The 22,453-nt window shown below is 72.3% G+C and carries 22 protein-coding genes; 9 read left to right on the plus strand and 13 right to left on the minus strand.

Annotated features, from left to right (window positions below; genetic code table 11):
* The coding region (locus ACTHMF_RS17955) for a ferritin-like fold-containing protein (RefSeq protein ID WP_440319527.1) at nt 1-537 on the minus strand (537 nt) is incomplete at its 3' end.
* A 123-nt stretch (nt 538-660) separates the two neighbouring features.
* On the opposite strand from ACTHMF_RS17955, the gene ACTHMF_RS17960 reads away from it, so the two are divergent.
* Nucleotides 661-2,148, plus strand: coding sequence for a DEAD/DEAH box helicase (locus ACTHMF_RS17960; RefSeq protein ID WP_440319529.1), 1,488 nt, complete (start codon nt 661-663; stop codon nt 2,146-2,148).
* A gap of 29 nt (nt 2,149-2,177) precedes the next feature.
* On the opposite strand, the gene ACTHMF_RS17965 is transcribed toward ACTHMF_RS17960, so the two are convergent.
* Both ACTHMF_RS17965 and ACTHMF_RS17970 read right to left on the minus strand, forming a co-directional pair.
* The gene (locus ACTHMF_RS17965; RefSeq protein ID WP_314149817.1) at nt 2,178-3,305 is read right to left on the minus strand and encodes a hypothetical protein; all 1,128 of its coding nucleotides are present in this window, start codon (nt 3,303-3,305) and stop codon (nt 2,178-2,180) included.
* 222 nt (nt 3,306-3,527) lie between these two features.
* Nucleotides 3,528-4,397, minus strand: coding sequence for a PHP domain-containing protein (locus ACTHMF_RS17970; protein WP_314149818.1), 870 nt, complete (start codon nt 4,395-4,397; stop codon nt 3,528-3,530).
* 33 nt (nt 4,398-4,430) lie between these two features.
* Here ACTHMF_RS17970 and ACTHMF_RS17975 point away from each other — a divergent pair, with 33 nt between their 5' ends.
* Nucleotides 4,431-5,957, plus strand: a complete 1,527-nt coding sequence (locus ACTHMF_RS17975; RefSeq protein ID WP_440319531.1) for an aminopeptidase P family protein — start codon at nt 4,431-4,433, stop codon at nt 5,955-5,957.
* 37 nt (nt 5,958-5,994) lie between these two features.
* Here ACTHMF_RS17975 and ACTHMF_RS17980 read toward each other — a convergent pair whose 3' ends face one another.
* Nucleotides 5,995-6,594, minus strand: coding sequence for a general stress protein (locus ACTHMF_RS17980; RefSeq protein ID WP_314149046.1), 600 nt, complete (start codon nt 6,592-6,594; stop codon nt 5,995-5,997).
* Nucleotides 6,595-6,650: 56 nt separating this feature from the next.
* Here ACTHMF_RS17980 and ACTHMF_RS17985 point away from each other — a divergent pair, with 56 nt between their 5' ends.
* The 4 genes from ACTHMF_RS17985 to ACTHMF_RS18000 are packed head-to-tail and all read left to right on the plus strand — an operon-like array spanning nt 6,651 to nt 10,393.
* The gene (locus ACTHMF_RS17985; protein ID WP_314149047.1) at nt 6,651-7,973 is read left to right on the plus strand and encodes a magnesium transporter MgtE N-terminal domain-containing protein; all 1,323 of its coding nucleotides are present in this window, start codon (nt 6,651-6,653) and stop codon (nt 7,971-7,973) included.
* The gene (locus ACTHMF_RS17990) at nt 7,960-8,478 is read left to right on the plus strand and encodes a DUF1003 domain-containing protein (RefSeq protein WP_314149048.1); all 519 of its coding nucleotides are present in this window, start codon (nt 7,960-7,962) and stop codon (nt 8,476-8,478) included. Before ACTHMF_RS17985 ends, ACTHMF_RS17990 begins: the two co-directional genes overlap by 14 nt.
* Complete coding sequence (locus ACTHMF_RS17995) at nt 8,471-9,613, plus strand: Mrp/NBP35 family ATP-binding protein (protein WP_314149049.1); 1,143 nt, start codon at nt 8,471-8,473, stop codon at nt 9,611-9,613. Before ACTHMF_RS17990 ends, ACTHMF_RS17995 begins: the two co-directional genes overlap by 8 nt.
* Before the next feature lie 51 nt (nt 9,614-9,664).
* Nucleotides 9,665-10,393: a hypothetical protein gene (locus ACTHMF_RS18000; RefSeq protein ID WP_314149050.1), complete on the plus strand. Its 729-nt coding sequence runs from the start codon at nt 9,665-9,667 to the stop codon at nt 10,391-10,393.
* A gap of 33 nt (nt 10,394-10,426) precedes the next feature.
* On the opposite strand, the gene ACTHMF_RS18005 is transcribed toward ACTHMF_RS18000, so the two are convergent.
* The 3 genes from ACTHMF_RS18005 to ACTHMF_RS18015 are packed head-to-tail and all read right to left on the minus strand — an operon-like array spanning nt 10,427 to nt 13,669.
* Nucleotides 10,427-11,893, minus strand: a complete 1,467-nt coding sequence (locus ACTHMF_RS18005; protein ID WP_440319534.1) for a pyridoxal phosphate-dependent decarboxylase family protein — start codon at nt 11,891-11,893, stop codon at nt 10,427-10,429.
* Nucleotides 11,880-13,259: an MFS transporter gene (locus ACTHMF_RS18010; protein ID WP_440319536.1), complete on the minus strand. Its 1,380-nt coding sequence runs from the start codon at nt 13,257-13,259 to the stop codon at nt 11,880-11,882. The genes ACTHMF_RS18005 and ACTHMF_RS18010 overlap by 14 nt, the downstream gene beginning before the upstream one ends.
* A gap of 47 nt (nt 13,260-13,306) precedes the next feature.
* Nucleotides 13,307-13,669 carry a Sec-independent protein translocase TatB gene (locus tag ACTHMF_RS18015; RefSeq protein ID WP_314149053.1) on the minus strand — a complete coding sequence of 121 codons (363 nt, stop codon included), beginning with the start codon at nt 13,667-13,669 and terminating at the stop codon, nt 13,307-13,309.
* A 243-nt stretch (nt 13,670-13,912) separates the two neighbouring features.
* On the opposite strand from ACTHMF_RS18015, the gene ACTHMF_RS18020 reads away from it, so the two are divergent.
* Nucleotides 13,913-14,545 carry an O-methyltransferase gene (locus ACTHMF_RS18020; RefSeq protein WP_314149054.1) on the plus strand — a complete coding sequence of 211 codons (633 nt, stop codon included), beginning with the start codon at nt 13,913-13,915 and terminating at the stop codon, nt 14,543-14,545.
* Between the two features lie 73 nt (nt 14,546-14,618).
* On the opposite strand, the gene ACTHMF_RS18025 is transcribed toward ACTHMF_RS18020, so the two are convergent.
* The 3 genes from ACTHMF_RS18025 to dapE form a co-directional block, all read right to left on the minus strand.
* Nucleotides 14,619-14,792, minus strand: a complete 174-nt coding sequence (locus tag ACTHMF_RS18025) for a DUF3117 domain-containing protein (RefSeq protein ID WP_021764147.1) — start codon at nt 14,790-14,792, stop codon at nt 14,619-14,621.
* A 68-nt stretch (nt 14,793-14,860) separates the two neighbouring features.
* Nucleotides 14,861-16,108: a hypothetical protein gene (locus ACTHMF_RS18030; RefSeq protein WP_440319539.1), complete on the minus strand. Its 1,248-nt coding sequence runs from the start codon at nt 16,106-16,108 to the stop codon at nt 14,861-14,863.
* Nucleotides 16,077-17,159 (minus strand): succinyl-diaminopimelate desuccinylase, encoded by a 1,083-nt coding sequence (dapE, locus tag ACTHMF_RS18035; protein ID WP_440319540.1) that lies wholly within the window; start codon nt 17,157-17,159, stop codon nt 16,077-16,079. The genes ACTHMF_RS18030 and dapE overlap by 32 nt, the downstream gene beginning before the upstream one ends.
* A gap of 17 nt (nt 17,160-17,176) precedes the next feature.
* On the opposite strand from dapE, the gene dapD reads away from it, so the two are divergent.
* On the plus strand, nt 17,177-18,184 hold the full coding sequence (gene dapD, locus ACTHMF_RS18040) for a 2,3,4,5-tetrahydropyridine-2,6-dicarboxylate N-succinyltransferase (protein WP_314149057.1): 1,008 nt from the start codon (nt 17,177-17,179) through the stop codon (nt 18,182-18,184).
* A 17-nt stretch (nt 18,185-18,201) separates the two neighbouring features.
* Here the strand turns inward: dapD and ACTHMF_RS18045 are convergent, their stop codons facing one another.
* Genes ACTHMF_RS18045 through pdhA form a run of 3 tightly spaced genes read right to left on the minus strand, consistent with a single transcriptional unit; the run spans nt 18,202 to nt 21,631 of the window.
* Nucleotides 18,202-19,500, minus strand: a complete 1,299-nt coding sequence (locus ACTHMF_RS18045; protein WP_440319542.1) for a dihydrolipoamide acetyltransferase family protein — start codon at nt 19,498-19,500, stop codon at nt 18,202-18,204.
* Nucleotides 19,500-20,510, minus strand: coding sequence for an alpha-ketoacid dehydrogenase subunit beta (locus ACTHMF_RS18050; protein WP_440319544.1), 1,011 nt, complete (start codon nt 20,508-20,510; stop codon nt 19,500-19,502). The genes ACTHMF_RS18045 and ACTHMF_RS18050 overlap by 1 nt, the downstream gene beginning before the upstream one ends.
* Nucleotides 20,507-21,631, minus strand: a complete 1,125-nt coding sequence (gene pdhA / locus ACTHMF_RS18055) for a pyruvate dehydrogenase (acetyl-transferring) E1 component subunit alpha (RefSeq protein ID WP_440319548.1) — start codon at nt 21,629-21,631, stop codon at nt 20,507-20,509. Before pdhA ends, ACTHMF_RS18050 begins: the two co-directional genes overlap by 4 nt.
* Nucleotides 21,632-21,838: 207 nt before the next feature.
* Between pdhA and ACTHMF_RS18060 the strand changes: the two genes are divergently transcribed.
* Nucleotides 21,839-22,303, plus strand: coding sequence for an Lrp/AsnC family transcriptional regulator (locus ACTHMF_RS18060; protein WP_440319546.1), 465 nt, complete (start codon nt 21,839-21,841; stop codon nt 22,301-22,303).
* The last annotated feature ends 150 nt before the right edge of the window (nt 22,304-22,453 follow it).

A 22,453-nucleotide genomic window follows, 5' to 3' on the forward strand; every position in this document is an offset into this window, starting at 1 on the left:
CCGCGGGTCGGCGCCGATCTCCTCGCGGAGGATCTCCAGCAGCGCCTCCTGACCGGAGTCGGAGCCGAGCAGCTGCGACACGCGCGGACCGATGTCCCCCGGCAGGCCGCCCGCCAGGCGGATGAAGAAGTCGTCGAGCAGCCCGCCTGTCATCAGCGCGGCGAGCAGCGTCTCCCGCCAGTCCGACCCGACGAGCGTGGCGCGGAAGCCCTCGATCGCGACGGCGAACGGGCGCATCGCCTCGGTCGGGTCGTCGCCCCTGCGGCGGATCTCCGCCACGATGCCCTGGTGCTTGGAGAGCGCGAGGCCGGCCGCCGCGGCGACGCCCTCCGTCGCCTTCAGCCCCTCCGCCTCGCCCGCCACGGCCGAGAGGGTCTGGAACTGCTCCAGCTGCAGGTACGCCGCCTGGCCGAGGTACGGCAGGAGGTCGGGCATCACGTCGTGCAGGTCGACCCGGACGGCGGGCGCCTTCGGCGCGCGCGCAGCGAGGCGGGGAAGCTCGACAGGGGGGCGCCGACGGGTGAACCAGGTTGTCACGTACAGCAGTGTAACGGGGAGGTCCAGTAGGCTTGTGGTGCCGTCGGCGAAGGATCGACGGCCCTGCGCCTGCGATACGAACAGGGCGTAGACCTCCGAACGAACCGACAGGCAATCTCACACGTGACTTTCTCCGAACTGAACATCGACCAGGACATGGTGGACGCGCTCGCGTCCAAGGGGATCATCGAACCGTTCCCCATTCAGGCCCAGACGATCCCGCTCGCGCTCACCGGCCAGGACATCATCGGCCAGGCGAAGACCGGCACCGGCAAGACCTTCGGCTTCGGCCTCCCGATCATCCAGCGCCTCGGGCTCGACCCGGAGCCCGGCGTCCAGGCGCTCGTCGTCGTGCCGACCCGCGAGCTCGCGGTGCAGGTGTACGAGGACCTCGAGCAGGCCGCCTCCAACCGTCCCACCACGATCGCCGCCATCTACGGCGGGAAGGCCTACGAGGGCCAGATCGCCCAGCTCAAGGCCGGCGCGCAGATCGTCGTCGGCACCCCCGGCCGTCTGCTCGACCTCGCCGGCCAGCGCCTGCTGAACCTGGCGAACGTGCGCGAGATGGTGCTGGACGAGGCGGACAAGATGCTCGACCTCGGCTTCCTCGCCGACATCGAGAAGCTGTTCGCCCAGACGCCGGCGACGCGCCACACCATGCTCTTCTCGGCCACCATGCCCGGCCCGATCGTCGCGCTCGCGCGCCGCTTCATGACCCGGCCCATCCACATCCGCGCCACCGACCCCGACGAGGGCCAGGTGCAGGCGAACATCAAGCACCTCATCTACCGCGCGCACTCGCTCGACAAGGACGAGGTCGTCGCGCGCATCCTGCAGGCCGAGGGCCGCGGCAAGACCGTGATCTTCACGCGCACCAAGCGCGCCGCCGCCAAGCTGGTGGAGGAGCTCAACGACCGCGGCTTCAACGCGGCGGCCGTGCACGGCGACCTCAACCAGGAGCAGCGCGAGCGTGCAATGGCCGCGTTCAAGGCGGGCAAGAAGGACATCCTGATCGCCACCGACGTCGCGGCCCGCGGCATCGACGTCGACGACGTGACCCACGTGATCAACCACACCATCCCGGACGACGAGAAGACCTACCTGCACCGCGCCGGCCGCACCGGTCGCGCAGGCAAGACCGGCATCGCCGTGACCTTCGTGGACTGGGAGGACCTGCACAAGTGGGCCCTCATCAACCGCGCCCTCGAGTTCGGCCAGCCGGAGCCGGTGGAGACCTACTCGTCCTCGCCGCACCTCTACAGCGACCTGGACATCCCGGAGGGCGCCAAGGGCCGCCTGAAGACCACGCCCGCCGTCAAGGCCCCCGAGACCCAGCAGGGCGCCCGTCGCGACTCGACCGGCCCGGCCCGGCAGGGCGCGGAGGGCGGCGCGAGCAGCAACCGCCGTCGCCGCCGCACCCGCGGCGGCCAGGGCCACGCCGAGGGCGGCGCCGCCGCTCCCGCGGCCTCCGGCTCGGCGTCCGGCGACGACCAGCAGGGCGCGACCGGCACCCACGACGGCGGCGGAGCCCAGCACCGCGACGGCAACAGCGCCCCGCGCCGTCGTCGCCGCCGCTCGCGCGGCACCGCGCCGCAGACGCCCGCGAGCTGACGCACAGCCCCGCAGACGCGGAACGCCGGTCAGTACCAGTTCGGGTCGTGGCTCATCTCGAACGTCCACGCGGCGCACGGCGAGCCGTACGCGCGGTTGATGTAGTCGAGGCCCCAGTTGATCTGCGTGTTGGCGTTCGTCATCCAGTCCGCGCCGGCCGTCGCCATCTTGCTGCCCGGCCACGCCTGCGGGATGCCGTAGGCGCCGCTGGAGGTGTTGTACGCGTCCGCACGCCAGCCGGACTCGTGGTTCCAGAGCTTGATCAGGCAGTCCATCTGGTCGCCTCCCCAGCCGAACGCGCCCAGCCGGCTCGCGGCGTATGCCTGGGCCGCCGCCGGGTCGACGACGATGCCGGGAGGCGGGGCGGAGCCGTCGGCGCCTCCACCCGGGTTCGCCGCGGCCTCGGCCGCCTGCCGCGCCGCTTCGCCCTCCGCATAGCTCTTCTCGGTCGCGGCCTGAGTGTTCTTGAGCGTCGCGAGCTGCGCGTACAGCGTGTTCGCGTGGGACTGCTCGTCCGCGACCTTCGCGTCGGCGGCGGCCTTCGCCTGCTGCGCGACCTCCAGGGCCTTCTCGGCGGCGGCGGCGAGCGTGTCGCGCACCTTCTTGGCCGCCGTGGCCTGCTGGCTGAGCGCGGCTGCGACGTTCTTCTGCTCTGTCGCCTGCGCGAACAGGCTGGACGCCTGGTCCGCGAACCGGGATACCGTGCCGAGCTGGTAGAGCAGGGAGGTCGACCCGCCGCTCGTGCGCTGCCCGCCGTTCAGGAACAGCCGGAGCGAGACGTCGGAGGAGCCGGACCGCGCAAGCTGCGCGGCGAACTTGCCGCTCTGGGTGCGCAGCTCGGCGGCCTTCGCGTCCGCGGCAGTCGACTGCTGTGCGAGGTCGTCCGCCTTCTGGGTCGCCTTCTGCAGGTTCGCCTGCGCGATGCCGTACTCGCCCGCGCGCTTGACGGCCAGGTCGCCCGCCGCGGCGGCCGCGCTGCGCAGGCCCGAGAGCAGCGCGTTGATCCGCGAGACCTCGGCCGCCGCCGCGGCCGTGTTCGCCTTCGCCCGCTGCACGTCGTCCCAGGACGGGTAGGACGTGTCGGCGCTCGCGGGCGCAGTCGCACCGCCGAGCACGATCGCCGCGACGAGACCTGTGGCCGCGATCGAGGACGTCAAGAACCGCCGTCTCACGTGTGACCTCTCTTCCCGATCCCCGCGGACCAGGCTACGGGCACATCGCGCGGCGCCCGCGCATGGCACGCGGTTTCTCAGGTTCGGGGTGGTAACGGAGGATATCCGGCCCCGGAGCCCGCGGATCGCGGGATACGGAGGAGATCCCGTCTCGTCCGCGCCCGGATCTCCTCCGTTCTCGTCGCCGAGGCGGCGGAGGCGGCGGGCTCACGCGTAGAAGGGCGCAGCGCCCGTCGCCTCGTCGATCATCCGGTCGACGACGGCCGGGTCCGTCGTGTTCTCGCCCAGCCGGTTCGGCTTGCCGGCGCCGTGGTAGTCGCTGGACCCGGTGATCGCGAGGCCGTACCTGGCCGCGTACGCGCGCAGCTGGGCGACGCCCTCCGGCCGGTTCTCCCGGTGGTCGAGCTCGAGCCCGAAGAGCCCCGCGTCCACGAGCCTGCGCAGCCGGTTCTCCGGGATCACGCTGCCCCTGCTGCCGGTGGCGGGATGCGCGAGCACCGGGACGCCGCCCGCCTCGCGGATCAGCCGCACCCCGGTCAGCGGCTCCGGCGCGTAGTGCGGCTGGAAGTAGCCGCTGCGCCAGTGCAGGATGCCCGCGAACGCGGCGCTGCGGTCCTCCGCCAGCCCGCGCGCGACGAGGGCGTCCGCGATGTGCGGGCGGCCGACGGTGGCGCCCTCCGTCGCCTGCGCGAGCACGTCGTCCCAGGTGATGTCGTAGTCCTGCGCGATCCGGCGCACCATGTCCTCCGCGCGCCGCATCCGACCGTCGCGGATGCGCCTGGTCTCGGCGACCAGCGCCTCGTTGGCCGGGTCGAACAGGTAGCCGAGCATGTGCACGCTCGCGAACTCGACGCGGGTCGACAGCTCCATGCCGGGGATGACGGTCACTCCCACCCGCGCTCCCTCCGCCGCGGCGTCCTGCCAGCCGGCGGTGGAGTCGTGGTCGGTCAGGGCGACGGTGCCGATCCCGGCGACCGCCGCCGCGCGCACCAGCTCGGCGGGCGTCTCGGTGCCGTCGGACACGCTCGAGTGCGTGTGCAGGTCGACGGGGGCCCGGAACCGTCTCTCGTCAGCCATGGACTCCATCCTAGGAGTGGAAGAATGGTCGGCATGTCGTCCGAGAACACCACCGCGCCAGCGCCCGCAGAGCAGGAGGCGCCGCGTGCGACCGCCAACCGCTCCACCACCCCGGGGTCCGAGGCCTTCAAACAGTACATCGGCAGCGGCTGGGCGGACCGTCCCGCCGTCCTGCCGGACGCGCGGGAGCAGGCGGCGTTCGCCGCGGCCCGCCGCGCGCGCGTCTCCGAGCTGTTCCCCGGTAAGCGGCTGATCATCCCGGCGGGGCGGCTCAAGCAGCGCTCCAACGACACCGACTTCCCGTTCCGCGCGCACTCGGCGTTCGCGCACCTGACCGGCTGGGGCTCGGACTCCGAGCCCGGGAGCGTCCTGGTGCTCGAGCCGACGCCGTCCGGGCACGAGGCGACGCTGTACTTCCGGGAGCGCGCCGGCCGCGACTCCGACGAGTTCTACGCGAACCCCGAGATCGGCGAGTTCTGGATCGGCCCGCGTCCCTCGCTCGCGCAGGTGGCGAGCGACCTCGGCCTGCCGACGCGCGGCATCGCCGATGTCGCCGCGGTGCTCGACGCCGTCGACGCGGACACCGTCGTGCTGCGCGAGGCCGACCCCGCGCTGACCGACCGCGTCGACGCCGCGCGCCTCGTCCTGGCGGCGGACGCGGATGCCGAGGCCGACGCCGAGGTGCACGAGGAGGATGACCGGCTCGCCCGCGAGCTCTCCGAGCTGCGCCTGGTGAAGGACGCGTACGAGATCGCCGAACTGCGGGCCGCGATCGCGGCGACCGCGCGCGGCTTCGACGACGTCATCTCCGACCTGCCGCGCATCGTCGCGCACCCGCGCGGCGAGCGCCTGGTCGAGGGCGTCTTCAACGGACGGGCGCGCGCCGACGGCAACGCGGTCGGCTACGACACGATCGCCGCCTCCGGGCCGCACGCGTGCATCCTGCACTGGACGCGCAACGACGGTCCCGTCGTCCCGGGCGACCTCATCCTGCTCGACGCCGGCGTGGAGGTCGACAGCTACTACACCGCCGACATCACCCGGACCTTCCCGATCGACGGCACCTTCACCGAGACCCAGCGGCTCGTCTACGAGACGGTGCGGGAGGCGGCGGACGCCGCGTTCGCAATCGTGCGCCCCGGCATCCGCTTCCGCGAGATCCACGCCACCGCGATGGCGGTCATCGCCGAGCGCACCGCGGAGTGGGGGCTCCTGCCGGTGAGCGCCCAGGAGGCACTGCAGGCGGACAACCAGCACCACCGCCGCTACATGGTGCACGGCACGAGCCACCACCTCGGCCTCGACGTGCACGACTGCGCGCAGGCGCGCCGCGAGCTCTACCTGGACGGCGTGCTGCAGCCGGGGATGACCTTCACGATCGAGCCCGGCCTCTACTTCCAGCCGGACGACCTGACGGTCCCGGAGGAGTTCCGCGGCATCGGCGTCCGCATCGAGGACGACATCCTGGTCACCGAGGACGGCGCCGAGAACCTCTCGATCGCCATCCCGCGCACCGCCGACGACGTCGAGTCCTGGGTTCAGCGCCTCACCCGCCGCTGACCCGCCCCCGGGACGTGCCCCTCGGTGTCTGAGGCGGTCAGGCGGGCGGCGCGGGAGGCGCGGGCGGGCGCTCGTCGTCCGCGGGCGGGGCGGGCGGCGGGTCGGACGGGTGCTCCGGCTGAGTCCAGGCCGTCGGCTCGGGCGCGGCGGCCCGACCGCCGTCCAGCAGGTTGCGCGCCCGGTTGCCGAGTTCCGGGTCCACCAGCACCGAGTAGCTGGACGCGATCACCTGCATGACGGAGGTGTAGTCGCGCGTGCGCCGGTTGATCGCGTACGACACGATGCCGAACAGCATCCCGAAGCCCGCACCGATCAGCACCGCCGCGATCACGAACGCGTAGCTCACCGTCGGCGAGAAGATCAGCAGCAGCAGCCCGAAGAAGATGCCGAGCCACGCGCCGGACGCGGCGCCCGCGAGGGCGACGCGGCCCCAGGTCAGCTTTCCGGTGACCCGCTCGACGCTCTTCAGGTCGCTGCCGACGATGGAGACCTTGTCCACCGGGAAGTCCGCCCTGGCCAGCACATCCACCGCCTGCTGAGCGTCGGGATAGGTCTCGAACACCGCGACGACCTCGCCTCGCGGCAGGGTCGGGAACGGCATCCGGTTTCGTCCGCCCAGAGGGCTCGGAGTGGTCATCGACCCATTGTCCCATTCTCACGGCCGCGAGGGCGGGAGGGCTTAGGTTAATACATGTGAGCAGCACCCGGATCTTCGTCGCCCGTCTGGCAGGCACCAGCGTGTTCGACCCGGTCGGCGACCGTGTCGGCCGGGTGCGCGATGTGCTCGTGGTGTACCGCAAGGACGATCCGCCGAGCGTCGTCGGCCTGATCGTGGAGATCCCGGGCAAGCGCAGGGTGTTCGTGTCCATCGGGCGCGTCACCAGCATCTCCAGCGGCCAGATCATCACGACCGGCCTGATCAACGTGCGCCGGTTCGAGCAGCGCGGCGGCGAGGTCCGTGTGATCGCGGAGTTGCTCGGCCGCAAGGTCGTCTTCGCCGACGGCACGGGCGAGGCGACGATCGAAGACGTGGCGATCGAGGAGTCGGCGACCGGCGAGTGGGCCGTCAGCCAGCTGTTCGTGCGCCGGCCGAAGACCGGCGCGTCCCCCTTCGGCAAGGGTCCGACGACGTTCGTCGGCTGGAACGAGGTGCGCGAGAAGCAGGAGCGCGGCGCGGCGCAGTCGGCCGAGCAGCTGATCGCGACGTACTCCGAGCTGAAGCCCGCCGACCTCGCGAACACGCTGCTGGATCTCCCGCCGCAGCGGATGCTCGAGGTGGCGGAGGAGCTCCCGGACGACCGGCTCGCCGACGTCCTGGAGGAGATGCCGGAGAGCGAGCAGGTGCAGATCCTGGCGAAGCTCGACGACGACCGGGCCGCCGACGTTCTCGACCAGATGGAGCCGGACGACGCTGCCGACCTCATCGCGCAGCTCTCCGACGAGCGCGGCGAGCACCTGCTGGAGCTGATGGAGCCCGAGGAGGCGGAGGACGTGCGCATGCTGCTCAGCTATGCGCCGGACACCGCGGGCGGCCTGATGACGACCGAGCCGATCATCGTCTCCGCCGACGCGACCGTCGCTGAGGGGCTCGCGCTGATCCGCCGGCACGAGCTCGCGCCCGCGCTCGGCGCCGCCGTGTGCGTCACCCTGCCGCCGTACGAGCCGCCGACCGGCCGCTTCCTCGGCGTCGTGCACTTCCAGCGGATGCTGCGCTACCCGCCGCACGTGCGGCTCGGCACCCTGCTCGACCCGAGCCTGGAGCCGGTGACCGCGGACACCTCCGCCGCCGAGGTCTCGCGCATCCTCGCCAGCTACAACCTCGTCTCCGTCCCCGTCGTGGACGAGAAGCACCGGCTCGTCGGGGTGGTGACCATCGACGACATCCTCGACTACCTGCTCCCGGACGACTGGCGAAGTCAGGACGAGGACGAGCCCGTCAGACCGACGGAACCGCTCGATACGACCGGCAGCATCCGCGTTGTGAACGGAAGGAGGGGCGGAAGTGGCACGAGGTAAGCAGGACTCCAGGCTGGACGCCCCGAAGGGGCTGCGCACCACCGTGATCCCGCGACGCGACCCGGTGGAGCAGAGCGACCGGTTCGGCCGGTTCACCGAGTGGATCGCGCGCGGGATGGGCACGCCCTGGTTCGTGCTCGGGCTCACCGTGTTCGTCGTCGCGTGGATGGCGTGGAACACGCTGCTGCCGAAGGAGTGGCGGTTCGACTCCGCCGACCTCGGCTTCATCACCCTGACGCTCGTGCTGTCGCTGCAGGCCTCGTACGCCGCCCCGCTCATCCTGCTCGCGCAGAACCGTCAGGACGACCGCGACCGCGTGCAGATCGAGCAGGACAGGCAGCGCGCGGAGCGCAACCTCGCCGACACGGAGTACCTGGCGCGCGAGGTCGTCGCCCTGCGGCTGGCCGTGAAGGACATGGCGACGAAGGACTTCATCCGAGCCGAGCTGCGCGCCCTGCTCGAGGACCTGGACAAGCGCGACGAGGGCGAGCAGGCGCGTGCCTGACCTCGCCGCCTCGGTGGCGCGCGCGCTCTCCGGCGTGCTCGATCCCGAGATCCGCAAGCCGATCACCGAGCTGGACATGGTGGGCTCGGTGGCCGTGGCGGACGACGGGCACGCGACGGTCGGGATCAAGCTGACGATCGTCGGCTGCCCCGCCGCCGACGCGATCGAGCGGGACGTGCGCACGGCCACGGCGAGCGTGCCGGGCGTGAGCGGCGTCACGGTGGACGTCTCCGTGATGACGCCCGCCGAGCGCAAGGCGCTCACCGAGCGGCTGCGCGGAGGCCGGGCGGCGCGCGCCCAGCAGTTCGGTCCGGACTCGCTCACCCGGGTGTACGCGGTCACGAGCGGTAAGGGCGGCGTCGGCAAGTCGACGATCACCGCCAACCTCGCGGTCGCGCTGGCCGAGCGGGGCCTGCGCGTCGGGATCGTGGACGCGGACGTGCACGGATTCTCCATCCCCGGCATCCTCGGCCTGACCGACGAGAACGGCGTCGCGCCGCGACCGACCAGGGTGGACGACATGATCCTGCCTCCGGTCGCCTACGGCGTGAAGGTGGTCTCGATCGGGATGTTCGTCGACTCGCCGTCGGCGGCGGTCGCCTGGCGCGGTCCGATGCTGCACCGGACCATCCAGCAGTTCCTCGGCGACGTGTTCTTCGGCGACCTGGACGTGCTGCTGCTCGACCTGCCGCCGGGCACGGGCGACGTCGCGATCTCGGTCGGCCAGCTGCTGCCGCAGGCCGAGGTCGTCGTCGTGACGACCCCGCAGCCGGCCGCCGCCGACGTCGCGGAGCGCAGCGGCGTGGTCGCGCGCCAGACCGGGCAGAAGGTGGTCGGCGTGATCGAGAACATGGCGGGCCTCGTCCAGCCGGACGGCAGCATCCTGGACCTGTTCGGCTCCGGCGGCGGCGCCGAGGTGGCCAGACGGCTCTCCGCCGGCCAGGACGACGAGGTGCCGCTGCTCGCGTCGGTGCCGTTGAGCATCCCGCTGCGCGCGGGAGGCGACACCGGCGCGCCGATCGTCGTCACCGACCCCGGCGACCCGGCGGCCGCGGCCATCCGCACCGTCGCGGACCGCCTCGCCGTCCGCCCCCGCGACCTCCCCCGCCGCCCCCTCCCGTTCTCCCCGCGCTGACCCCCGGCGCGTCAGTAGGATGTGCACAAGCCGCGTCGAGGGGAGCTGCTCGTGGACTGGTCGACTGTGGTCTTCCTGGTCGTCATCGTTCTGGCCGTCGTGGCATACGCGCTGTACGCACGCCGCCAGCGCCGCACGATCGCGGAACAACAGGCCGGCCTTCCCGGTGACGATGCCCTCCCCTCGCTCGCCGAGGCACTGCTGCAGGCGATCCGCGACGTTGCCCCGAACCACGGAGTCTTCGTCCCCATCGCGTGGGGCGAGATCGGCATCAATCAGGTTCAGGCGGTCCGGCTGAGCCGGTGGCTGGTCGAGCATGGGCAAGTGGATCTGCCGAAGGACTACAAGCTCCCCCGCGGCGACGGCCTGGTGCCGCCACCCTCGCTCGCGCTCACCCACAACTCCTACTCGCGGCTCGCGCCGCACGCCGCCTCGACGAACATCTACGGCACGTTCCTGGGCCCGACGCAGATCGGCGACAACAACAGCCAGACCATCCACGGCGACGTCGTGGTGAATGTCGGCGAGGTATCGAGCACGCTGGAGCGATTGGCCACCGACCTTCGGGAGAACGCCCAGACCGCACCGGACGCTTTCGCGGGGAGCCTGCTTCACGCTGCGGACCTCGTCGAACAGCACGTGCGCTCGGGAGACGTCGAATCGAGCGAGCTGCGACGAGTCCTCGAGTGGATCGGCGGGTTCGCGACGGCGGTGGGTGCGGGTGTTCTGAGCGCACCGGTCATCGCAGGCTTGCGGGCGCTCGGGGTCCCTGGATTCTGATCGGCACCGTCGGGCCGCCCGCGGCGCCGCCGGTCAGGCGGGCTCGACGAGCCGCGCGAGGAGTTCCACGAGGAGGCGCTCCACGAGCTCCCGCGGCAGCGCCTCGATGAGGGCGAGCAGGGGCGCCTGATCGTCCGGGAGGCCGTCGCCGCCGATCCCGACCGCCGCGAGCACCGCCGCGGCCGTCTCCGAGTCGAGCGGGGTATCGCCGAGGCCCGGCGGCAGCGCGGAGAGCGCCGCGCGCGGGTCGACCGGGGGCACTCCCCTGGCCTCGTCCGCCGCGGCCCGCAGCGCCGTCTCCAGCTCGTCGATGCGCTCGTGCGTGACCGGCGTGATCGTCAGGTGCGTCGTGTGCGGCAGACGGCTGCCGTCCGGCTGCGTCAGTCCCGGCTGCAGCTGCAGCAGCCAGCCCCTGCGCCGGGCGCGGTCCGCCCAGTGGTGCGGGTCGACGCGGCGCTCGGCGGGCAGCTCCTCGTCGGTCGCGACCGCGAGGAGCGGGCCGGTCGGCCGGCCGAGCACGCGCAACCCCTCGATGTCGCCGACGATGTCCGCGAGCGTGCGCGTCGACCGTCGGCAGGAGTCCGCCAGCTCGGCGAGCCCGCGCGCGCCGAGCGCCTGGATGATCGCCCAGGACGCCGCGAGCGCACCGGCGGACTTCGACCCGAGCAGCGTCGGGTTCACCACCGGGTAGCCGGGCCACGCCGTCGTCGCGAAGTACTGCAGCCGCTGCCGGTCGCGGCCGCGCTGCAGCAGCACGCTCGCGCCCTTCGGCGCGTAGCCGAACTTGTGCAGGTCGGCGGAGACGCTGACCACCCCGGGTACCCGGAAGTCCCACGCGGGCAGTGCCGAGCCGTCGTCCGCGCGCCAGAACGGCAGGATCCAGCCGCCGATGCAGGCGTCGACATGCAGCGGGATGCCGGCGTCCTCGCAGGCCGCGGCGACCTCCTCCACCGGGTCGAGCGTGCCGTACGGGTACGACGGCGCCGAGACGACGACGAGCGCGACCTCCGGGCCGAAGCGCGCCGTCAGCGCGGCGACGTCGACCGCCGCCGATCCTGCGTCGACGGGGACGAGGTCGAGCTCGAGCCCGAAGTACTCCGCGGCCTTGTGGAACGCCGCGTGCACGGTCACCGGAGCGACGATGCGCGGCACGCCCGCACCGCCCGCCGCGCGCCAGGCGTCCCGCGCGGTCTTCACCGCCAGCAGGCAGGACTCGGTCCCGCCGGAGGTGACCGTGCCGACGACGTCGTCCCCGCCGTGCAGCAGCTCGCGCGCGAAGCCGAGCACCTCGCGCTCCATGACGGCGACCGAGGTGAACGTCGTCGGGTCGAGGCCGTTCACCGGCTGCACGAGCCGGACGGCAGCCGCGGCCAGTTCGTCGAGCTCCGGCAGCCCGGAGTCGTAGACATAGCTGAGCACGCGGCCGCCGTGCGTCGGGGCGTCCGCGTCGCGCAGCGCCGCGAGCCGGCCGAGGATGGCCGCAGAGTCAAAGGACGCCATCGACGTCTCCCTTCCGGAGTCGGTACCGGCCGAGCGGCACCAGGCTGGCGGCGATGATCGCCGCGGGGATGATGCTGAAGCTCAGCACGATGCCGGCGACGGCGCTGGCCGGCTGGGTCGCGCCGGCGACGACGACGGACGGGTCCGCCGCGCGCGCGATGTAGCCGGTGATGGCGAGCACGATGGTGAGCACCGTCGCGCCGAGCGCCATCCCGGTCGTCTCCCCCGCCGTCCACATGCCGCCGAACGTCCCGGCGCGGCCGGGGCCGTTGCGCCGCGCGTCGTGCGAGATCACGTCGGGCAGCATCGCCATCGGCAGCGACTGCATCCCCGCGTACGCGGCCCCCGCCACCGCGACCGGGAGGTACACCCACACGCCGGGCAGCCAGATCAGCAGCACCATCGACAGCGCGGCGACGCCGAACAGCACGCTCGCGATGCGGAAGCCGCGCTCCTTCCCGATCCGGCGGGCGACGACGCCCCAGACCGGTGTGACGACGAGCGCCGGTCCGATCAGGGCGAGGAACAGCAGCGTCACGGCGTCCTCGGAGTGCAGCACCCAGGTGGCCACGTAGTTCGCCCCGGCCAGCATCATGCCGGTCGCGAGGCCCTGCAGCAGGAAGGCGAGCAGCAGCGCACGGAACGGCTGGCTGTCGCGCAGCACCCCGACGCCGGCCGCGTAGTTGGTGCGCAGCGTCACCAGCACGCTCTCCTGGGGCGGCGCGACGGGCGCGGGGGCGCCGCGCGGGGCGACGAACCCGGACACCAGCATCCCCGCGCCGATCACGACGCCGGCGACCAGCGCCATCAGGAAGTAGCCGGCGAAGTCGTCCCAGCCGCCGAGCGACCGGAGGGCGGGACCGCCCGCGCCGAACAGCAGGATGGCGAAGGTCAGCACGACGACGCGCCAGGTGAGCAGCCTGGTCCGCTCGTCGTAGCCGGACGCCAGCTCCGCCGGCAGGGCGATGTACGGCACCTGGAACAGGCTGAACGCCGTCGCGGTGAGCAGAAACGCCACGAACACCCAAAGCGCCGAGACCGCGGCCGGGGTGCCGTGCGGCACCGCGAAGGTCAGCAGGAAGAACACCGGCAGCGCAGCGGCGCCCAGCAGCATCATCGGACGCCGCGAGCCGCGGACGCCGAGCATCCTGTCGCTGCGGGCGCCGATAACCGGGTCGATGATGACGTCCCACACCTTGGCGACGGTCACCACCGCGCCGGCCGCGATGGCGGCGACGCCGAGCGAGTCGGTGAGGTAGTAGACGAGGACGAGCCCGGGGAGCGTGGCAAAGCCGCCGGTTCCCAGGGAACCGACGGCGTACCGCGCGACAGTCGACCGGGTCAGCGACTGCTCCGTTGCGATCATGTGCAGATCGTATTGGATGCGCCGCGCCCACGAGCGCTACGGCGTGCTCAGGTCGCTTCCGCGTCGAACGGCGGGACGGCGCCGGGCGTCAGCGCGCCGCGTCGCTGCGCGTACGCGGACTGCGTGACCGGCTTGATCGCCGAGGCGGGCGCCGGCGTGTCCTCCAGCAGAGCCTCGCGGATGATGCGGCGCGGGTCGTACTGGCGCGGGTCCAGCTTCTTCCAGTCGACCTCGTCGAACTCGGGGCCCATCTCGTCGCGCATCCTGGTCTTCGCACCGTTGGCGAAGTCGCGGAGCGAGCGCACCAGCTGGCCGAGCTTCGCCGCGTAGGTGGGGAGGCGCTCCGGCCCGATCAGGAAGGCAGCGATGACCGCCACGATCAGGAGCTTGTCGAATGTCAGGCCGAACACTCATGCAGAGTATCGCGCCGCGGCTGCGCGTGTGCTGGATTCCCGGGCCAAAGGGGTCGTGCCGTGAGATGGCGCCTACTGCGGTGGGTCGTGCGGCCGACAGGCTGCGTTGTCGTCGTCGACCTCACAAACCCGGTGAGGCCTTCCTCCTCCGCCTTGCCTGTCGGCCGCACGACACATCCTCGCTACGGCGCCATCTCACGGCCCGACCCCTATCCTGGAATCGAGACCGACGGGAGCACTGTGTCAGACAAGGACTCGAACTGGAGATTCGCCGACGACGTGATCGTCGAGAGCGAGGTGATCCTGCGGGCGCGCCAGCAGTCGCTCGAGCTGGGCATCGATCCGATCGCGCCGAGCACGGGTGCGCAGGCGGCGGTCGTCGTCGCGGCCACGGCCGCCGAGAACATCATCGAGATCGGGACGGGCGCCGGCGTCTCCGGGCTCTGGCTGCTCACCGGCGGCACCGAGGCGCAGCTGACCTCGATCGACGTCGAGGTCGACCACCAGCAGCACGCGCGAGCGTTCTTCACCGAGGCGGGCATCGCGGCCAACCGGGTGCGGATGATCACCGGGCGCGCGCTGGACGTGCTGCCGCGGATGAACGAGAACTCCTACGACATCGTCTTCATCGACGCCGACCCGCAGTCGGTCATCGAGTACGTGGAGCACGGCCTGCGCCTGGTCCGCCCCGGTGGCACCGTGCTGGTGGCCCACGCCCTGTGGCGGGGCCGCGTCGCCGACCCGGCGGCGCGCGACGACATCGCGACCGGCTTCCGCACCCTCATCACCGAGACCGCCGCCTCCGGTGCCGTGATCAGCGCGCTCTCGCCCGCGGGCGACGGCCTGCTCCAGATCACCAAGCTGACCCCGTAGCCGGCCTGACGGCGAGGAACGCCGGAAACGACAAGAGGCCCCGATCGCTCGGGGCCTCTTCTCGTGGTGCGTCCTAGGAGGCGCTCACGACGCTCGCGAGAGCGTCATGGAGTTCTTTGGCTTCCGCGTCGTTGACGGAGACGACGAGACGTCCCCCACCCTCGAGCGGCACACGCACGATGATGAGCCGTCCCTCCTTCACAGCCTCCATTGGCCCGTCCCCGGTCCTCGGCTTCATGGCCGCCATGCAGCTCCCCTTTCGTGGATGTTCTCCTATTATCCGTCATCCGCGCCAGGCTGGGGAAATCGTGGGGGTCACGGCGGTGACCAATCGGCGCCGTCCACGCCCCAGCAGATCGCGATCCAGCCGACCTGCAGCGCCAGGAACAGCACGACGAGCCCCGCGCGGTACACCCGGCTCCTCGGCAGCGCGAGCACGCCGAGCAGCGGGAACAGCGGCATCAGCAGCCGGAAGGTGCTCGACTGCGGGAAGAACACCGCGAACAGGTACAGCGAGTACGCGATCAGCCAGAACCGCAGGTCGATGCCCAGGCGGCGGACGGCGGGTGAGAACAGCAGCACGCCGAACAGCGCGACCAGCACCACCAGCGCGGCGACGCCGGTCCAGCCCGGGATGCCGAGCATCACGCTCGCCCACCAGTCGGCGCCCTGGAACCACGGCGCGAACGGGACGAGATGGGTGTAGCCGATGTACGGCGCCCGCCACGCCAGCTCGGTGTCGGTGTACGCGGTCCACGAGCCGGTCGCGACCGCCGCGATCGCCGGCCACGCCAGCCCGGCCAGCCCGCTGAAGACGGCGAGGGTGGCCGAGAGCACGCGCTCCCGCACCGGGAAGGGGTCATCGGCGCGCTTCAGCCAGCGGTGCACGACGTGCAGGCCGACGGCCAGCGCGAAGGCGAGCCCGCTCGGCCGCGTGAATGCCATCACCAGCACCACGGGGAACAGCCAGCCGTAGCGCCGCTCCACCAGCAGCAGCAGCGCCGTTGCGAGCAGCAGCAGGTAGAGCGACTCGGCATACGCCAGCTGGAAGAGCGGCGAGACCGGCGCGACGCAGAACAGCACGACGGCGAACAGGCTGGTGGACGCGCCGAGCCCGACCCGCAGCATCAGCCGGTAGAAGACCAGGGCCGCCCCCGCCGCGCAGACAACGGAGACCAGCACGGCCGCCGGCGCCCAGGGCAGCCGGGTGACGAACATCACGACGTCGACGAGCCCCGGATAGCCGGGCAGGAACGCCCACGCGTTCTCGCTCACGTGCACGCCGTCGGTGCGCGGAAGCGAGTCCGGATAGCCGGAGACGGCGACGATGTTGTACCAGAGTCCGTCCCAGATCGTCGCGTACGAGAAGTAGTCGGGCTTCGGCCCGGTCCAGGGGTTGCGACCCTGGTTCGCCGCGAAGATCAGCAGGACGACCGTGGTGACGACGCGGCTCGCCAGGAAGACCGCGAGGACACGCACCCACCAGCGCCCCCACCACCCGGCGGGCGCGACCCGCTGCGGGGCCGCCGCCTCAGCGGGCGCCGGAACCGCTGAGCCAGGCACGCAGACCCGCCTCCACCGCCACGATCTGCTCGACGTCGACGCGCTCGTCGTCGGCGTGCGCCTTGAGCGGGTCGCCCGGCCCGTAGTTGACGGCGGGGATGCCGAGAGCGCTGAATCGCGCGACGTCCGTCCAGCCGTACTTGGGCTTCGCGACGCCGCCGACGGCGGACAGGAACTCCTGCGCCAGCGGAGCGTCGAGGCCGGGACGCGCCCCGTCGGCGCGGTCCACCACGGTGATCTCGTAGTCGCCGAAGAGCTCGTGCATGTGCGAGATCGCTTCCTCGGAGCTGCGCGACGGCGCGAACCGGTAGTTGATGTGCACCATGCACTCGTCCGGGATGATGTTGCCGGCGACGCCGCCCGAGATGCCGACCGCGTTCAGCCCCTCCCGGTACACCAGGCCGTCCACCTCCACCTCGCGCGCCTGGTAGGCCGAGAGTGTGTCGAGGATGCGGGTGGCCTTGTGGATGGCGTTGTCGCCGACCCAGCCGCGCGCCGAGTGCGCGCGCAGGCCGTAGGCGCGCACCTCCACTCGCAGGTTGCCGTTGCAGCCGCCCTCGACGACCCCGTTGCTCGGCTCGCCCAGGATGGCGAAGTCGCCGACGAAGAGGTCGGGCCGGTTGCGGGCGAGCCGGCCGAGGCCGTTCAGCTCGGCGTTGACCTCCTCGTGGTCGTACCACATCCAGGTCACGTCGATCGCGGGGTCGGTGAGTTCGGCGGCCAGCTTGAGCTGCACCGCGACGCCCGCCTTCATGTCAACGGTGCCGCGGCCCCAGAGGTAGCGGACGCCGCCGTCCTCCTCGAAGCGCGTCGGCAGGTTGCCGTTCAGCGGGACGGTGTCGATGTGCCCGGCGATCAGCGCACGGCGCTCGCGACCCAGGTTCGTCCGCGCGACGACGGTGTCGCCGTCCCTGATCACCTCCAGGTGCGGCAGCGGAGCGAGGGTCTCCTCGATCGCATCGGCGAGCGACGTCTCGTTCCCGGAGACGGATTCGATGTCGCAGATCTGACGGGTGAGGTCGATGGCGCTGGCGCTGAGGTCGAGAGGCACCCTACTAATCTAGAGGCATGCCTTCCGACGTTCCTGAAGAATCCGCCGCGCCCGCGACCGCGACCGCAGACGGGTCGGCACGCACGGCGTGGGGCTACGGCCTCGCCACCGTCGCCGGCGACGGCACGGTGCTCGACACCTGGTTCCCCGAGCCGAAGCTCGGCCGCATCCCCTCGGGCCGGGAGCCGTGGATCGCCCCGGCCGAGCTCGAGGAGCTCGCGGTCGAGGACCCGCGCAGGAACGTGCGCATCGACATCGTCACGGTCGAGATCGACCTGGACGCCGCGCCGGCCTCGACGCCGGACGCCTACCTGCGCCTGCACGTGCTCTCGCACCTGCTCGCCCGTCCGAACACCGTCAACCTGGACGGCATCTTCGGCCACCTGCCGATCGTCGCCTGGACGAACGCCGGCCCGGTCCTCCCCGCCGACCTCGACCGGCTGCGCCCCGCCCTGCAGCGCGCGGGCATCCACGTCACCGGCATCGACAAGTTCCCTCGCCTGCTGGACTACGTGACGCCGGACCGGGTGCGCATCGCGGACGCCTCCCGCGTCCGCCTCGGCGCCCACCTCGCCCCCGGCACCACGGTGATGCACGAGGGCTTCGTGAACTTCAACGCAGGGACGCTCGGCTCCTCGATGGTCGAGGGCCGCATCTCGCAGGGCGTCGTCGTCGGCGACGGCTCCGACATCGGCGGCGGCGCGTCGATCATGGGCACGCTCTCCGGCGGCGGAACGCAGCGCGTGTCGATCGGTGCGCGTGCGCTGCTCGGCGCCAACTCGGGCATCGGCATCTCGATCGGCGACGACACCGTCGTCGAGGCCGGCCTCTACGTGACCGCCGGGACCAAGGTGGTCGTCGTCGACGGCCCGGTGACCGCCGACGGCCGCCCGCAGACCGTGAAGGCCGTCGAGCTCTCCGGCGTCCCCGGCCTGCTCTTCCGCCGCAACTCGCTCACCGGCGCCGTCGAGGTGCTGGCCCGCACCGGCTCCGGCATCGAGCTGAACGCCGCCCTGCACGCCTGAGGCCGCTCCCCTCCGCCTCAGATCATGGTGAGGACGGCGGCGGGGTCGGCGAGGACGCGGCCCACGTCCGCCAGGAACCGGGACGCCTGCTCGCCGTCCGCGATGCGGTGGTCGAAGGTCAGCACCAGCGTGAGCACGTCGCGCAGCGCGATCTCGCCGCGGTGCTCCCACGGCTGCCTGCGCACCGCGCCGACGGCGAGGATCGCCGCCTCGCCCGGCGTGAGGATGGGCGTTCCCGCGTCCACGCCGAACACGCCGACGTTGGTGATCGTGATGGTGCCACCGACGAGCTCGGCCGGCGGCGTCCTGCCCGCCCGCGCCGTCTCGGCGAGCGAGCGGATCGCGCCGGCCAGGTCCGCGAGCGAGAGACCGTCCGCATCCCGGATCACCGGCACGAGCAGCCCGCGCGGGGTCGCGGCGGCGATGCCGAGGTGCACGTAGTCGCACTGCACGATCTCCTGCGCCGCGTCGTCCCAGCGCGCGTTGAGCTCGGGCGTGCGCCGCAGCGCGATGCAGAGCGCCTTGGCGACCACCGCGAGCAGGCCGGGGCGTGCGTCCGCGGTGTCCCGGTGCGCGCGCAGCCGCTCGACCAGCTCGGTGGTGGGCGTGACGTCGATCGTGAGGAACACGCTCGCCTGCGGCGCCCCGAACGCGCTGCGGACCATAGCGTCCGCCGTCGCCTTGCGCACGCCGCGGATCGGGATGCGCTTCTCCCGCGCGGACGCGCCGGGCCGTGGTTCGCCGGGGACGGCCGGAGCGGCCAGCGCGTCGAGGTCCTGCCGGGTGATCAGGCCGCGCTCGCCCGTGCCGGTGACCGTGGCGAGGTCGATGCCGCGCTCGCGCGCCAGCTTGCGGACCGGCGGGGTCGCCCGCGGACGCTCGGCCAGGCCGACCGGCGCGGAGGGGGCGGGCGCCGACGCCGGCGCGAGCCCCGGACGCGCTCGGCGCGCCGGGCGGCTGGTCGAGTCCGGCCGGGCCCCGTAGCCGACGAGCGTCGGTTCCGGAGCGGCGTCCGCCGTCGCCGTGCCCCGGGAGGGCTCCGGCGTCGGCGCGGGTTCCTCGGTCGGCGTCGCCCCCTCCACCTCGAACGCCAGCAGCGGCTCCCCCACCGCGACGGTCACGCCCGGCTCCACGTAGAGCCGCGAGACGCGTCCCTCGTACGGCGCCGGCAGCTCCACGAGCGCCTTGGCCGTCTCCACCTCGGCGACGATCTGGTTCAGCTGAACGGTGTCGCCGACGGCGACCTTCCAGGCCACCAGCTCCGACTCGGTCAGGCCCTCCCCCAGGTCCGGAAGCGCGAAGTCCTTGACCGCCATCAGTCCTCCACCCCGCTCAGCGAGTTCGGCCGGTCCATGGCGCGGTCGATGCCGTCCAGGATGCGGTCCAGGTCCGGCAGGTGCGCCGCCTCCAGGCGCGCGGGCGGATACGGGATGTCGTGCCCGGTGATCCGCACCGGCGCGTGCTCCAGGTGGTAGAAGCAGCGCTCGGTGATCGACGCCGAGATCTCCGCGCCCAGGCCGCCGGAGAGCGCGGCCTCGTGCGTGACGACGAGCCGCCCGGTCTTCTTCACGGACGCGACCACCGTGTCCAGGTCGAGCGGCGACAGCGAGCGCAGGTCGATGACCTCCACCGACACGCCATCGTCGCCGGCAGCGAGAGCCGCGTCCCTGGCCAGCTGCACCAGGCCGCCGTAGGTCACCAGGGTGACGTCGCCGCCCTGCGCGACGACGCGGGCGGTGCCCATCGGCCGGGCGTCGGCCAGCGGCGCCTCCTCGTCCACCTCGCCCTTGGCGTGGTAGCGGCGCTTCGGCTCGAAGTAGAGCACCGGGTCGTCGGAGGCGATCGCCTGCCGGATCATCGTGTACGCGTCCTGCGGGTCGGACGGGCTCACGACGCGCAGGCCAGCGGCGTGCGCGAACAGCGCCTCCGGCGAGTCCGAGTGGTGCTCCGCCGCCCCGATCCCGCCCGCGAACGGCACCCGGATGGTGATCGGCATCTTCACGGCGCCCTGCGTGCGGTAGTGCATGCGCGCCACCTGGTTCACGATCTGGTCGAACGCCGGGTAGATGAAGCCGTCGAACTGGATCTCGACCACCGGCCGGAAGCCGCGGTACGCCATCCCGACCGCGGTGCCGAGGATGCCGGACTCCGCCAGCGGCGAGTCCATCACGCGGCGCGGCCCGAACTCGGTCTGCAGGCCGTCCGTGACCCGGAAGACACCGCCGAGCGTGCCGATGTCCTCGCCCATCAGCACGACCTTGTCGTCCTCGGCCAGGGCGCGGCGGAGGCCCGCGTTGATCGCCTTGGCCATCGTCAGCGAGGTCATCGGCCGTCACCCCCGACGAACGTGCGCAGGTAGCGCGAGTAGTGGTCGCGCTGGCGCGCGAGCCCGGTGTGCGGCTCGGCGTACACGTTGTCGAACACGGTCAGCGGGTCCGGGTCCTGCAGCGCGACGATGCCGGTGCGCATCTCCGCGGCGACCCGGTCCGCCTTCTCCTGGATGCGCGTCAACCGCTCCTGGGTGAGCATCCCGAGGGCGCCGAGGTGCGCCTCCACCCGGCTGACCGGGTCCTTGCCGCGCCACGCCTCCACCTCGGCCGGGTCGCGGTAGCGGCTCGGGTCGTCCGCGGTCGTGTGCGGGCCGACGCGGTAGGTGACCGCCTCGATGAAGGTGGGGCCGCCTCCCGAGCGGGCGCGGTCCAGGGCCGAGCGCATGACGGCCATCACCGCGAGCACGTCGTTCCCGTCGACGCGCACGCTCGGGATGCCGAAGCCGGGCGCACGCTCGGCGATCGGCCGCTGCGCCTGCAGGCCGACCGGCTCCGAGATCGCGTACTGGTTGTTCTGGCAGAAGAAGATGACCGGGGCGGCGTAGGTGGCGGCGAAGATCATCGCCTCCGTCACATCCCCCTCGCTCGTCGCGCCGTCGCCGAAGTAGGCGACCGCGACGGCGTCGGAGCCGTCGGCCTGGATGCCGAGCGCGTAGCCGGTGGCGTGCAGCGTCTGCGCGCCGATGATGACCTGCGGGGTGGCCATGTTGATGTCGTACGGGTTCCAGCCGCTCTGCGTCGTGCCGCGCCAGACGCGCAGCAGGTCGACGAGGCCGGCGCCGCGGCAGTAGGCGACGCCGTGCTCGCGGTAGCTGGAGAAGACGAAGTCGTCGGAGCGGAGGGCGCGGCCGGAGCCGATCTGCGACGCCTCCTGGCCGGGCAGCGGCGGCCAGAGGCCCAGCTCGCCCTGGCGCTGCAGCGCGGTCGCCTCGGCGTCGATCCGGCGGATGACGAGCATGTCCTCGTAGAGGCCGAGCAGCTGCTCGGGACCGATGTCGGAGATCCAGGCGTCGAAGCGGACGTCGCTGAGACGGTCGCCGTTCTCGGTCAGAAGCTGGACGGTGTCGGCACCGGCGGCCAGTCGCACGTCGTTCAGGCGCACGTCGTCCAGACGCATGTCGGGCTGATTGTCGATCGTCACGGTTCACGCAACCTTCACTCTCACTCCGGATCCGGGTGCTTGTGGCGCCACGGACCGGCTTCCGGCCTCCTTGCCGGAATTGCTCAGAAGGCTACGCTGCGGGGTCAGCGCGCACAACCATCGGCGTGTCGACCGTGCAGGGTGCACTATCGGGGCGGGTCGGCGGGTGCTAGCTTTCACACTATGCGCACGTTCGACAGCACCGACAGACGCATCCTCGTCGCCCTCTCCGAGGACCCGCGTTCGACCAACGTCTCGCTCGCCGACCGCCTCGGCCTCAGCCGCAACACGGTGCAGGCGAGGATGGCGGAACTGGAGCGCAACGGCGCGTTCCTGTCGTTCGAGCGGCGCATCTCGGCGCAGGCCGCCGGCTATCCGCTCGCGGCGTTCGTGACCGTGCACGTGCAGCAGCAGAAGCTGGCCGCGATCGTGGAGCGGCTGGCCGGCATCCCCGAGATCGTGCAGGCGCACGGGCTGTCCGGGCCCTCCGATCTGCTGCTGCGGGTGGTGTGCACCGACGCCCAGGACCTGTTCCGGATCACCGGAGCCATCCAGTCGACCGAGGGCGTCGTCCGCGCCGAGACCTCCCTCGACATGGGCGAGCTCATCCCCTACCGCCTCCGCCCCCTCCTCACCCGCGACTCGTGACGTCCCACGAGTCGAGTACGCAGATTCTCTGCGTACTCGACGGTTTCGGGCGCACTTTCTGCGTACACGGCGGGTGCCGGGCGGGGACGACGGAGGCCCGCGCCGAACGCGACGGCGCGGGCCTCCGTGAGGGTGGGGCTCAGCCCTCCG

The organism is Leifsonia sp. (genome assembly GCF_051955155.1).
Lineage (GTDB): Bacteria > Actinomycetota > Actinomycetes > Actinomycetales > Microbacteriaceae > Leifsonia.

Coding starts and splice junctions, on each gene's coding strand:
- ACTHMF_RS17970 (WP_314149818.1), bottom strand. CDS start 4,397: ATGGCTGACGAGAGACGGTTCCGGGCCCCCGTCGACCTGCACACGCAC.
- ACTHMF_RS17975 (WP_440319531.1), top strand. CDS start 4,431: ATGTCGTCCGAGAACACCACCGCGCCAGCGCCCGCAGAGCAGGAGGCG.
- ACTHMF_RS17980 (WP_314149046.1), bottom strand. CDS start 6,594: ATGACCACTCCGAGCCCTCTGGGCGGACGAAACCGGATGCCGTTCCCG.
- ACTHMF_RS18005 (WP_440319534.1), bottom strand. CDS start 11,893: ATGGCGTCCTTTGACTCTGCGGCCATCCTCGGCCGGCTCGCGGCGCTG.
- ACTHMF_RS18010 (WP_440319536.1), bottom strand. CDS start 13,259: ATGATCGCAACGGAGCAGTCGCTGACCCGGTCGACTGTCGCGCGGTAC.
- ACTHMF_RS18025 (WP_021764147.1), bottom strand. CDS start 14,792: ATGGCGGCCATGAAGCCGAGGACCGGGGACGGGCCAATGGAGGCTGTG.
- dapD (WP_314149057.1), top strand. CDS start 17,177: ATGCCTTCCGACGTTCCTGAAGAATCCGCCGCGCCCGCGACCGCGACC.
- ACTHMF_RS18045 (WP_440319542.1), bottom strand. CDS start 19,500: ATGGCGGTCAAGGACTTCGCGCTTCCGGACCTGGGGGAGGGCCTGACC.
- ACTHMF_RS18050 (WP_440319544.1), bottom strand. CDS start 20,510: ATGACCTCGCTGACGATGGCCAAGGCGATCAACGCGGGCCTCCGCCGC.
- pdhA (WP_440319548.1), bottom strand. CDS start 21,631: ATGCGTCTGGACGACGTGCGCCTGAACGACGTGCGACTGGCCGCCGGT.
- ACTHMF_RS18060 (WP_440319546.1), top strand. CDS start 21,839: ATGCGCACGTTCGACAGCACCGACAGACGCATCCTCGTCGCCCTCTCC.